We start from the raw sequence: 12,546 nt of genomic DNA, 5'->3' as shown, positions 1-12,546 counted from the left end.
TCCTCATCTATTGAACTTTAGGCGGTTCTCAAATTGGGAGATCCACGATGATTCCCGGAATTGTCAAACTCTTGGATTCCCCCAGAAAAGCCGAGTGTTTACCTTTGATTAATCAGACAAAAAAGGAGAGCATCATGACCGATGAGCGCGAGACGCACCACATCGCCAAAGGCAGGTGGGTGTTTTACGGGTTTCTTTTAATTGCCGTATTCCTGCTGTTCACAGAGCATCGCGCCCATGTGCTGGGCATCCTGCCTTACCTGTTCCTGCTGGCCTGTCCACTGATGCATCTGTTCATGCATCACGGTCACGGCGGCCATGGCCATCATGCCCACAACCACGACACAACCGAAGGAGACAGGAAATGAACGCCCCATCTCCGGCTTATGGACTCTGGTCGCTGGTCATCATCAATTCGCTGGTATTCATCATTTTCGCCTTCAGCTTCGCCAAGCCGCAAAGCAAGCGCGACTGGCGCTCTTTCGGCGCCTTCTCCGCCTTCATCGTGGCACTGTTCACCGAGATGTACGGCTTTCCACTTACCATTTATCTGCTTTCCGGCTGGCTCACCAAGCGTATTCCCGGCATCGATCCGCTTTCGCATGATGCCGGCCATCTGCTGGAAGACCTGTTCGGCTGGCGAGGCAACCCGCACTTCGGCCCCTTTCACTTGATCAGCAGCATTTTGATCGTTGCCGGGTTCTTTCTGTTATCCAGCGCATGGCGAGTGCTGTACCGGGCGCAACGCCAGCATACCTTGGCCACAACCGGTCCCTACGCAAAAATCCGGCATCCGCAGTACGCCGGGTTCGTGATGATCATGTTCGGATTCCTGCTGCAATGGCCGACCATTGTGACAGTAGCGATGTTTCCGATTTTGCTCTGCATGTACGTCCGACTGGCCCGAACCGAAGAGAGGGAGGCCTATACTGAATTTGGGAAGAAATATTCAAAATATGCTGATCGTGTGCCTGCGTTCTTTCCACGATTTAAAATCTAACTAGCATATAATGAGAGATGCCATTACCAACTGAACTATACGTTAACAATCTGAAAAACAATGTCATTTTAACTATTGAATTATTCTGGAGAAAACCCATGAGAACCAAATTATTAATTTCCCTGTTCATTATTCTCGGATTGCTGGCCGCTTGCGCCGAGAGGAATCCGCATCCGATGGACATGAGCGTGGCCGTGCGAAACGCAGGAACTAAAGCCGATCATGAGGCGCTGGCGGAACACTATGAAGAAGTGGCAAAAGAAATGCAGCTTAAAGTCGATGAGCATAAGAGACTTCTTAGCCAATATGAGTCTAAAAGTTATATCTACGGCAGACGGGCGCTAGATCTTCAATCGCATTGCCGAGGGTTGATCAATGCTTATGAAAAAGCGGCCGAAGAAAACTTGGAAATGGCAAATCTGCATCGCCAGATGTAACGTTTTTATAGCCAGGGGATGGGAATATTGCCATCTCCTGGCAATGAAGTAAGAATATAGCCATTAATTATCCTCATTCTGGATTCTAAAACATGGTGTAGGCTTCGCTAAAAGTCAAAAAGGACGATGATTTCCGGTCCCCTGATTAAGCCATTGCCTGTACTTTCTTCGGATGAGTCCGGATATTTACTATCTGCTTCGGTGAGGCTATGAGAGTTACAGAAAAACCTCTTGACAGTTATCCATGGTACCTTCGTCCCTTTTTCTGGAATCAAAAAAGAAAATACGGACAAATTCTTAAGCCGGCTTTGATTTGGGCCAGAGTTCCCAGGTTGTATGCCGCGATAGCGGTACTCTATGGAGTGCTGGATAGAAAAAGCAGCCCTATCGATCCGGTCCTCCGATCCTTGATTACGGTGAGAGTATCGCAAATAAACGGGTGCCGTTTTTGCATTGATATTAACTCTGCTGTGTTGGCACAAAGAACCGGCTCCATGAACAAGGTGGAGGCCCTTGAACGATGGCAAGAAAGCGAGTTGTTTGATAACCAAGAAAGGGTTATTCTGGAATATGTCGAGGCTGTGACGTATACCGATCGGCAGGTTGACGAGAATTTGACTCAGCGCCTCTATGAATACTTTAACGAAGATGAAATAGTCGAACTCACCGGACTCATTGCCTTTCAAAACTTATCCAGCAAATTCAACAGTGCCCTGGATTTGCCGGCACAAGGGTTTTGCCGTTTGCCGGAAAGTGTAGCTCGCAGTGATGAAAAATCTAACGTACTATCGCCGTGAGTTCAAAGCCATGGGCACTCCGTGCGATATACAACTGTTTGCCCGTGACGAAGCGAAAGCCAGACAGGCTGCGGATGCTGCCATTGCCGATGTACAAAGACTGGAAGCATTATATTCGCGTTACAAGACTGACAGTTTTTTGTCTGAAATCAATCGGGTGGCGGCCATTGGCGGCAGTATCGGCGTGGATGACGAAACTGCCTGCTTGCTGGATTATGCGGTGACTTGCTATGAGCAGAGTGATGGCCTGTTTGACATCACCGCCAGCATTTTGCGGCATGCCTGGAACTTCGACCAAAACATTCTGCCCGAACAATCGTTGATTGATAAACTGTTGGACAAAGTTGGCTGGCATAAGGTGATCTGGAAAAAGCCTGTGCTGACTTTTTCCGTGCCGGGCATGGAAATTGATTTTGGCGGCATCGTCAAGGAATATGCCGTGGATCGAGTAGCGTCCTTGTGTTACGGACTAGGGATAAGGCATGGCATGGTTAATCTTGGCGGAGACATTAAAGTGATCGGCCCCCGTGATGATGGCCGTCCCTGGGGGATAGGCATACGGTATTCGCACAGCAGCGAGGCGTTGCTGGGTACCTTATGGCTGTATAAAGGCGCTCTGGCAAGCAGCGGAGATTATGAGCGTTGCATTCTGGTCAATGGTGTGCGCTACGGGCATGTATTAAATCCCAAGACAGGCTGGCCGGCGCGCCATCTTGCGGCGGTGAGCGTGGTTGGTGAATTTTGTGTTGTGGCTGGCAGCGCATTAACGATAGCTATGCTTAAGGAATCCCAGGGAGCTGACTGGCTACAAGAGCTGGGGCTGCCTAACCTTTAGGTTGATGTGCATGGCGTATCAGGTGGGTCGATTGCTACAAAGTCTAACGATGCGATAGTGTGGTGGGAGTGAGTCTGGCCTACCAGGAAATACTTTAGTTATTCAGACGTTTTGTGAGTTGCGTTAGTGAGATTTAGTTGATGAAAAGAAAGCAGATATTAATTAATTTTTTTGTATTCATCATGAAATCCGCCTTGCTATGGGCCAGCTTGTTATGGCCTGCTGCGATTCTTGCTGCTGACAGCAACGTTGAGCCGATTTTACCATTGGCGCAATTGATTCAGGAGGCATTGGATGAAAACCCTGAAATCAAGGCGTCCGAACAACGCTGGGCATCTGCCCAGGCCAGGATTCCCCAGACACAAACCCTACCCGATCCGAAACTTCTCTGGAGCCACAGGGAATTGGAAAAACGGGAAACGATGTACGGCATCAGCCAGGCAATTCCGTTTCCCGGCAAACTCGGGCTTAAAGGAGAAATCGCTGCCAGTGAAGCCGAAATACTGGAACAAAACTATCTGGCGACCCGGTTGGCAATAGCGGCCGCTCTCAAAGAGGCCTATTACGATCTCCATTTTATTTACAAATCGATAGCTATTGTCGAGAAAAACAAGCGCCTCTTAGTTCAGTTCGAGAAAACAGCCGAGGCGTATTATGCGGTAGGAAAGGGAGCGCAACAGGATGTCTATCGGGCACAGACGGAAATTTCTAGGCTGATCGCACGGCTGGCCAGTTTGGAACAACGCAAACAGTCGCTGTCGGCTGACATTAACCGGATATTGAATCGCCATCCCTATAGTACGTTGGGAATTCCGGAAGAGATAGCGATAATGCCGTTGCAACACAGCCAAGAAGAGTTGGAAGTGCTGGTCGGCAACACGGCGCCATTGCTTACCACTCGGATCAAGGGCGTGGAACGCGGCGATAAAACCATAGCACTGGCAAAGCGGGAATATTTTCCCAATTTTGAACTCAGCGCCAGCGGCATCCGTGAAGAACCGACCGGGCTCAACGGTTATCAAGTCATGCTCAATGTGGAAGTGCCACTCTACTTCGCCACCAAGCAACGGCAAGGAGTGAAAGAGGCGGTGGCCGGACGGGAGGCCAGCAAGGATGATTTGCAAAATGTCAGGCAGGAACTTCTGTTTCGTGTCAAAGACAATATCGCACAGGCACAACGCGCCGAGGAACTTATCCGCATTCTTCAAAACGCCATCATTCCCCAGGCACATTTCACGCTGGCAGCAGCACAGGCGAGTTATGGCGTCGGCAAAGTGGATTTCCTCAGTTTGCTGACCAGCTTGCTGACTCTGCTGGATAATGAAATCGAACTGCACAGCGAAATTGTCGAACACGAAAAAGCCCTCGCCCGGCTAGAGGGCATCATTGGAGAACGGCCATGAATCATAAACAAAGCATGCTTATCAAGCGACTATTAAATAATAGGGGTACCATAGCGATTTATGCTTTGCTGCTGGCCTTTGCACCGCCGGCATACACAGAAGAACCCGTGAATCATGCCGGAGCAGATCACTTAGCCGCAGTCAAAGGGACTGATAGCCAAAATATCATGAACATCGACGTTGAACGCCTGCAATCGATTGGCGTCAAGTTCGAGGAAGCCAAATGCCGGCCCATGGAACAAAACATCCGTACCGTGGGCCGTGTCGAAATCAACGAGCGTTTTATCGCTAATGTGAATATCAAAATAGAAGGCTGGATCGAGCAACTCTATGTGAATACCACGGGGGAACATGTCAAAAAAGGCCAGATACTGTTTACCCTGTATAGCCCGGAACTGGTGGCAACCCAGCAGGAATATCTGCTGGCCTTGCAAAGCGCAAAAGCGTTGGGAAACAGCGAATTCCCAGAAGTCGCCAAGGGCGCGAATTCGTTGCTGGATGTGGCGCGCCGGCGTTTAGGCCTGTGGGACATTGAAACGTACCACCTCCGTGATCTGGAACGCACCGGTGAAGTGCTGAAAACCCTGCCGATCCATGCACCGATCACCGGCACGGTCATTACCAAGACGGCTTTAGCCGGTATGCACGTTAATCCCGGCGATCAATTGTATACCATTGCCGATCTGACTAAGGTGTGGGTGCTGGCCGATATCTACGAATATGAACTGCCGCTGATAAAACCGGGCCAAACTGCATCGGTCAGTCTATCCTACGCACCAAAAAATCAATATCAAAGCCGGATCGACTTCATTTATCCGACGGTTGACCCGCAAACCCGTACCGCCAAGGTTCGCTTCGTAATGGATAACCCAGCAGAAATTTTCAAACCGGGAATGTATGCCAATGTAGAGCTTGCCGTGCCGCTAGGAACACGGTTGGTGGTATCCAAAAATGCGGTGCTGGAATCCGGGGAGCGGCAGATCATCTTTATTCATCTGGGCGGCGGCAAACTTGAATGGCGAAACGTAAAAACAGGCCAGCGTAGCGGTGACTGGATCGAAATTCTGGAAGGACTTAACGAGGGCGAACATATCGTCACCTCGGCGAACTTCCTGCTCGATTCCGAAAGCCAGCTCAAGAATGCAGTAGGCGGCATGAAAGGGATGAAGCATTGAGATTGTCCCGTTTCAACAGATATTTCAAATAGTATACAGGACGGGTCATGGTTGAAAAACTCATCGAATTTTGTGCTAATAACCGCTTCATCGTCTTTCTGCTAGCATTCGGCCTGGCTGCTGGCGGCTTGTGGGCCATGAAGAACACCCCCATCGACGCCCTGCCGGATTTGTCCGATACCCAGGTCATCGTCTATACGCCTTGGATGGGGCGCTCGCCGGACTTGGTGGAGGACCAGATCACCTATCCTATTGTCACCGCCTTGCTGTCAGCCCCCAATGTCACCGTGGTGCGCGGCTTTTCCGACTTTGGCTATTCCTATGTCTACGTGTTGTTCAAGGACGGCACCGACATTTACTGGGCGCGTTCGCGGGTTTTGGAGTATCTCAACCAACTTGCCGGCAAGCTCCCGGAAGGGGTGGCGCCGCAGCTCGGGCCTGACGCCACGGCGGTGGGCTGGGTGTTTCAGTACGCCCTGGTGGATACAACCGGGCAGCAGGATTTGGCTTCTCTCCGCTCGTTCCAGGACTGGTATCTGCGCTATTGGCTCCGCGCCGTGGACGGCGTTGCCGAAGTCGCCAGCGTGGGCGGTTTCGTGCGCCAGTATCAGATCAATCTCGATCCCACCAAAGTGCTGGCCTACCGGCTTAATCTGAACGAAATTATCGAGAAGGTGCGCATGAGTAACCTCGATGTAGGCGGCAGGGTTGTCGAGTTCTCCGGCATAGAATACATGATCCGGGGGCGCGGTTATATCAAGTCCACCGCCGATATCGAGCAAATCGCCGTGGGTGCCAGTCCGGGAGGCACGCCGATTCTGCTGCGCGAGGTCTCGACGGTCAGTCTGGGGCCGGATATGCGGCGCGGACTCGCGGAACTGAACGGCCAGGGCGAGGCGGTGGGCGGCGTGGTGATTATGCGCTTCGGCGAAGATACCCTGGAGGTCATCGACCGCGTCAAAGCCAAACTCAAGGAGATCGAGCCGTCCTTGCCCAAGGGCGTCAAGATCGTGACCGCCTACGACCGTAGCGACCTGATCAAGGAGGCTGTTGCCACCGCCAATGAAAACCTAATCGAGGAGTTGATCACGGTCAGCGTCTTGATCATCGTCTTCCTGCTGCATTTCCGTTCCGCCCTCATTCCCATCGTGACCTTGCCGCTGGCGGTGCTAATTTCCTTCATTCCGATGTATTTTCTCGGCGTCGGCATGAACATCATGTCCATCGGTGGCATTATCGTCGCCATCGGCGACATGGTGGACGCTTCTATCATCATGGTGGACAACGCCCATAAACGGCTTGAGGAATGGGAAGACCGGGGGCGGATTGGCGACCGCAACCAAGTGCTGATAGACTCCGCCAAGGAGGTAGGGCCAACAATTTTTTCCTCCCTTCTGGTCATCGCCATTGCTTTCATGCCGGTTTTCACGCTGGAAGCCCAGGAAGGCCGCATGTTCACGCCGCTTGCTCTTACCAAAAACCTGTCCATCGCGATGAGCGCGGTGCTGGCCGTGACCTTAATCCCTGCCCTGCTGCCGCTGCTTATCCGGGGCCGCATCATGCCGGAACAACGTCATCCGGTCACCCGGCTGTTGCAGCGGCTGTATGCCCCGGTTTTGGCCTTGGCGCTGCGCTATCGAATCGGTTTGGTTTTGGTTTCCCTGCTGTTGATGGCGAGTATTATTGTGCCGTACCAACGCATGGGCACCGAATTCATGCCGCCGCTATACGAAGGCTCGATTCTCTATATGCCGACCACGCTGCCGGGCATTTCGGTGACCGAGTCGGCCAAGCTTCTTCAGCAGATGGACCAGAAACTCATGACCTTCCCCGAGGTTGATCATGTATTCGGCAAGGCAGGCCGCGCCGACACATCCACCGATCCGGCGCCGTTCAGCATGATGGAAGTGGTGGTGGAACTCAAACCCAAGGAGCAGTGGCGCGAAGGACTGACTTATGAAGACCTGATCGCTGAGATGGATCGGGCTTTACAGTTTCCTGGCGTAACCAATACCTGGTCCATGCCAATCAAGGCGCGTTTGGATATGCTCACCACTGGCGTGCGCACGCCGGTTGGGATCAAGATCTTCGGACCAGACCTCAAAAAGATCGAGGACATCGGTAAAGCCATCGAGATGATCGCCAAGGACGTGCCCGGAACCCGCAGCGTCTATGCCGAACGGGTTTCCGGCGGCTATTACCTGGATTTCGTCATCAAGCGCGAGGAGATAGCCCGCTACGGCTTTACCGTCATGGACATCAGCAAAATCATCGAATCGGGCATTGGTGGCGAAAGCATCACGACCACCATCGAGGGGCGCGAACGCTATCCCGTTAACCTGCGATACCTGCGCGAATTGCGCGACAATCTGGACAAGCTGGGACGGCTGACGGTAAGCGCGCCCAACGGCGCCCAAGTGCCCCTGGCGCAGCTGGCGGATTTGCGTATGATCAGCGGCCCCGCGATGATCCGCGATGAAGACGGCATGTTGTCCGGCTATGTATACGTGGACATGGCTGGTCGCGACGTGGGCGGCTATGTGGAGGATTTAAAACGCCTTGTGAATGAAAAAATCGAACTGCCGACAGGCTACACCCTAAGTTGGTCAGGACAATACGAATTCATGGAACGGGTTCAGCAGCGACTCAAGATTTTCATACCCTTGACGCTGGCCATCATCTTCGTGTTGTTTTATCTTACCTTCCGTTCCGTGGCCCAGACGCTCATGGTCATGCTCGGCGTGCCGCTTTCGTTGGTGGGAGGACTCTGGTACTTGGTCTTGCTCGATTACAACATGAGCATCGCCGTATGGGTGGGCTTGATTGCGCTGGCTGGAGTGGCCGCAGAGACCAGTGCCGTGATGCTAGCTTACCTGGACGAAGCCTGCGTAAGGCGCAAGGCTTCGGGGCGCCTTCTAACTCTGCAAGATTTGCTGGAAACCGTCCAGGAAGGCGCGGTGGAGCGTATCCGCCCGATGTCCATGGCGGGGCTGGCCAATATCCTGGGGCTTGTTCCGGTGATGTGGGCCACCGGCACCGGCGCCGACGTGATGAAGCGTATCGCCGCCCCCATGATTGGCGGCATTGGTTCGGCCATGCTGTTGACGCTGTTCGTCATTCCGGCGCTCTATGTGATTTGGCGCTGGCACAAAGACATCAAGCGCCTTTTGGTAAGAAAGTAGAAACTTACAATGATGGACATACTGTTAGTCGCGATATTGCTCATTATTCTCATTGTCGCCGAGACTTTTACCAATGCACTAGAACATCTTGGGACTCGGCTTCATATCTCTGAAGGCGTGACCGGATCACTGCTGGCCGCAGTGGGAACCCCTCTCTGCCCGAAAGTATGGTCCCCCTTATTGTGCGGTCTTCGCCGGCACAGAGCGCGTTAATGTCAATGAGGAAGTTGCGTTGGGGTGATACTCGGCGCACCGCTCATGCTGTCAACCTTGTCGCTCAGCTTGATGGCCTTCTCGGTATTGAGACAACGTGGATTCAAAGGGCAACTCACCCCGGAGCTTTCGGGGCTTTCACGCAATCTCGATTGTTTCCTGCTGGCCTACGGCATTGCCGCTATCGCATTGCCATGCTAGTGCGTTAATAATAGTAGCGGCTATCCAATTATAGTTACGGAAGTTTACTCAGTAAAACAAACATGATGGAAAAAGTCACATGTAACTTGGTGAGTCAAATTGAGGTGAATGAATATGGTAACGTTTCGCATAGGTATGACGGTTTCGGCAAAAATGCCTCCGACAACAACAGCATTTTTTGCTGGACTGGCTCTTGTTCTGAAGCGAAAGCTTCTATCTGATACTGATGGAGGTACCTATGCAAGCGTTTGTGGAATCAATGTCATCCTGCACCTTGAGGACATTGCCGGCGCCCCTGCGCCTATTGTTCAGCGTTTTTTTGCTGACGATTGGGATAGGGTATTTGGCGGCGTTGTTCTACTTGTATCTCGTGGACGTGGACCCACACAAAAGGATGGGAATGGGGTTGGTCGAAGGGATCACCATGAAATATCACGGCATGCGCGGCAATACCCACCTTGAGGCTGCTCTGCGGGGGATAATGGCGAATAAGATCACGTCCTCCGAAAAGGAGGAGGTGTTGCGCTGGATAAGCGAGGGGGCGTCAGAGGCAGGATACCGAGAAAAGGTGGAACCGCTGTTGGATAAAAACTGCGTTACTTGCCACAACGCTAATTCAAGTCCTTCCGTTCCGCCGTTAACCACCTTCGAAGAAGTCCGCGAAGTGACACGTGTTGACATGGGGCCGGGCCTAGACCAGCTTGCACGTGTGTCTCATGTCCATCTGTTCGGCATCAGCATCATATTCCTTCTGACTGGAACGATTTTCTCACTGAGCGAAATCCCATCAGTCTTGAAACTTCCTATCATTGCCATGCCTTACATAGCGATTTGGATGGATATCGGGTCCTGGTGGATCACAAAGTACCAGCCCTTTTTTGCCTATATCGTCATTATCGGTGGAGGTTTTATGGGTCTGGCGCTGGCAGCGCAGATCCTTATTTCGCTCTGGGGAATGTGGTTTAAAAAACCTGGCGCCACTCCTATCGATACACCAGCTAAGCATGTGAGTCATCGAGAATGGTGAAATGAGATCAACGAGTAAAGGACTGTTTTGGAACGTCTGGTATTATGTTGCTAGCGATTTACGCCCTATTCATTGGGATATCAACGGTAGCTGGTTCAGAAGATGAACGCAAGGTCGTTGATGGAGTGGAAATATACCTGGGTGTTTTGCCAGTCGAAATGGTTCGTGGTCACCCTAAGGAACATGCTGAGAGCTCAATATACAGCCGACTCGCTTTGGGTGCAGAACAATCACCCTACTACACACGCTACAATAGAATTGCCTTTAACAAAGGAACTTCTGCTTGTTAAATTGGGCAATTCAAACAAACAATAGGGGGTGATTTATGCATACTTTTGTTAAACGAAGTTACAATTTGAATTATTTTCTGGCATTGCTATTGGCAATAATAACAGTCATTTTGTTAACAATTCCAGAAGCAGAAGCTATGCCGAGTTTTTCCCGGCAAACAGGTGTGGCCTGTAGCACGTGTCATACCCAATCCTTTGGACCTAACCTGACGCCTTTCGGTCGTGATTTCAAACTGGGCGGCTATACAATGGGCGGGGGCAGTGGCATTGCTGCCAAATTGCCACCACTCGGTGGCATGGTACAGGGATCATTCACCAATACCCAAAAAGATCAAACCGTACAAAGCCAGAGTCAACCGGATGGGACTCTACGATCCGGCTATAATAAAAACAATAATTTCACTTTCGACGAAGCATCTTTGGTTTATGCAGGCCGTATTTATGGCAAGGTTGGCGCGTACAGTCAGTTAACTTATGACGGCTATGAGGATCGGCTTGTAATGGAACACACCGATATCCGTTTTGCCGATCAATTGGATTTGGGTGACACCCCTATTACTTACGGTATCTCTTTAAATAACAATCCAACCGCACAGGACTTGTGGAATACCACACCGGTTTGGGGATTTCCATATACCGGAAGTGGGGTACAGCCTGAAGTCGGAGCCAGTCCATTGATTGATGATGCACTGGGATCTCAAGTAGGCGGCGCTACCGCTTTTACGATGATTAACAATCTGCTTTATCTGGAAGCCGGCGCTTATGGCTCATTTTCCAGCAATTTCCAGAGAGGATTCGGTATTCCCGGGCCTGACAGGGTCAGTCTCGACGGTGCTGCGCCTTATTGGCGTGTCGCGCTGCAACATAACTGGCAGGGTCACTATTTCGCGCTGGGTCACTTCGGTATGAGTGCCGATGTTTTTCCCGGACGTGACAAGACGTTTGGCGCAAATCATTTTACCGATGTTGCAGTCGATGCGACTTATCAATACATGGCGAATCCGAAACATATCTTTGAAGCCAAAACGTCTTATATTTATGAAGATCAGAAGCTATCGGCCGATCGAGGGGCGGCATCCGATCCGACGACGGGTAGAACTTACCTGGCAACGTATAACCTCAATCTTGCTTATACATACGACCAGACCTATGGTTTGACTTTTGCCTATAAGAAAATAAATGGATCACATGCTGCCCAATTTGACGAGGAGGGCAGTATCGTTGCTCTAACCAGACCAAACAGCCAATTCTATACCGCTGAACTGGTTTATGTTCCATTTGCCAAATCCAATTCGTATTCATATCTGATGAATTTGCGTACCAGCTTGCAGTATATTGGCTATTCTCAAGCCAATGGCACAAATACTGATGCTCAATTTAACAACACCTTCATGGTGAATGGTTGGTTAGCTTTTTAATCCGAATCTACCCGACTAAACATCGGGTAGATTACATGATTCCTCATAACTAGATTAAGAGCTTGGATGATGTTAGCTGATGAACAACCATAGCCGCCAATAATCGTAATCCTGGCAAATTCAGTGTTCAGCTTGGTGAGCCACCATGAAATAACATTGATAATCAGGAAGGCAAATGGAATCATTACCAACGTAGCCTTGATCCATTCTGGAATTTCCACCGCAAATACAAAAATCGCTCCCATCAGCATAAATATAAAGGCAATCCCAAAAAGATGGATATATGACGCTGTTGTCAGCGAGGTAAAGGAAATTCCCGTATCGAGGCTCGCACGTTGCTGAACATTTGCCAGTTTGGAAAAATCTGGCAAGGAAGAACCGGAGTTTGAGGTCCAACGGTACGAAAAATTGCGCTAACCCCTGAAACGCGCCTCGCCACGCCGGCGTACGAGCTAGCGATACGCCCTCTGCACTCCTGGGTGCGTTTACCGGATAAGCACGATTTATTCATCTCTGAGAACACCGATCCTGAATCCGTAGGCCAGTACGCACCGGGGGTTCTCTGAAA

General features: G+C 51.0%; 12 protein-coding genes. 11 read left to right on the top strand and 1 reads right to left on the bottom strand.

Annotation, left to right across the window (positions count from 1 at the left end):
* The first annotated feature begins 134 nt into the window (after positions 1-134).
* The 11 genes from GO003_RS17145 (at position 135) to GO003_RS17095 (ending at position 11,978) form a co-directional block, all read left to right on the top strand.
* Positions 135-368: a DUF2933 domain-containing protein gene (locus GO003_RS17145; RefSeq protein ID WP_036250150.1), complete on the top strand. Its 234-nt coding sequence runs from the start codon at positions 135-137 to the stop codon at positions 366-368.
* Positions 365-1,000: a methyltransferase family protein gene (locus tag GO003_RS17140; RefSeq protein ID WP_159654433.1), complete on the top strand. Its 636-nt coding sequence runs from the start codon at positions 365-367 to the stop codon at positions 998-1,000. The genes GO003_RS17145 and GO003_RS17140 overlap by 4 nt, the downstream gene beginning before the upstream one ends.
* A gap of 98 nt (positions 1,001-1,098) precedes the next feature.
* Positions 1,099-1,437: a hypothetical protein gene (locus GO003_RS17135; RefSeq protein ID WP_159654431.1), complete on the top strand. Its 339-nt coding sequence runs from the start codon at positions 1,099-1,101 to the stop codon at positions 1,435-1,437.
* Between the two features lie 209 nt (positions 1,438-1,646).
* Positions 1,647-2,234: a carboxymuconolactone decarboxylase family protein gene (locus GO003_RS17130; protein WP_159654429.1), complete on the top strand. Its 588-nt coding sequence runs from the start codon at positions 1,647-1,649 to the stop codon at positions 2,232-2,234.
* Entirely contained in the window at positions 2,206-3,069 is an 864-nt protein-coding gene (locus GO003_RS17125) for an FAD:protein FMN transferase (RefSeq protein ID WP_159654427.1), read from the top strand. Before GO003_RS17130 ends, GO003_RS17125 begins: the two co-directional genes overlap by 29 nt.
* A gap of 140 nt (positions 3,070-3,209) precedes the next feature.
* Entirely contained in the window at positions 3,210-4,472 is a 1,263-nt protein-coding gene (locus GO003_RS17120) for a TolC family protein (protein WP_159654425.1), read from the top strand.
* Positions 4,469-5,647, top strand: a complete 1,179-nt coding sequence (locus tag GO003_RS17115; protein ID WP_231089043.1) for an efflux RND transporter periplasmic adaptor subunit — start codon at positions 4,469-4,471, stop codon at positions 5,645-5,647. Before GO003_RS17120 ends, GO003_RS17115 begins: the two co-directional genes overlap by 4 nt.
* Positions 5,648-5,694: 47 nt before the next feature.
* Positions 5,695-8,829, top strand: coding sequence for an efflux RND transporter permease subunit (locus tag GO003_RS17110; RefSeq protein WP_159654423.1), 3,135 nt, complete (start codon positions 5,695-5,697; stop codon positions 8,827-8,829).
* Between the two features lie 9 nt (positions 8,830-8,838).
* Positions 8,839-9,042: a hypothetical protein gene (locus GO003_RS17105; RefSeq protein WP_159654421.1), complete on the top strand. Its 204-nt coding sequence runs from the start codon at positions 8,839-8,841 to the stop codon at positions 9,040-9,042.
* Positions 9,043-9,481: 439 nt separating this feature from the next.
* Positions 9,482-10,270 carry a hypothetical protein gene (locus GO003_RS17100; protein WP_159654419.1) on the top strand — a complete coding sequence of 263 codons (789 nt, stop codon included), beginning with the start codon at positions 9,482-9,484 and terminating at the stop codon, positions 10,268-10,270.
* A gap of 325 nt (positions 10,271-10,595) precedes the next feature.
* The gene (locus GO003_RS17095) at positions 10,596-11,978 is read left to right on the top strand and encodes a cytochrome C (protein ID WP_159654417.1); all 1,383 of its coding nucleotides are present in this window, start codon (positions 10,596-10,598) and stop codon (positions 11,976-11,978) included.
* Here the strand turns inward: GO003_RS17095 and GO003_RS17090 are convergent.
* The gene (locus tag GO003_RS17090; protein WP_206444616.1) at positions 11,975-12,349 is read right to left on the bottom strand and encodes a hypothetical protein; all 375 of its coding nucleotides are present in this window, start codon (positions 12,347-12,349) and stop codon (positions 11,975-11,977) included. The genes GO003_RS17095 and GO003_RS17090 overlap by 4 nt on opposite strands.
* Positions 12,350-12,546 lie beyond the last annotated feature (197 nt).

The sequence above is a fragment of the Methylicorpusculum oleiharenae genome (genome assembly GCF_009828925.2).
Lineage (GTDB): Bacteria > Pseudomonadota > Gammaproteobacteria > Methylococcales > Methylomonadaceae > Methylicorpusculum > Methylicorpusculum oleiharenae.
This window is presented reverse-complemented; position numbering and strand designations above follow the sequence as displayed.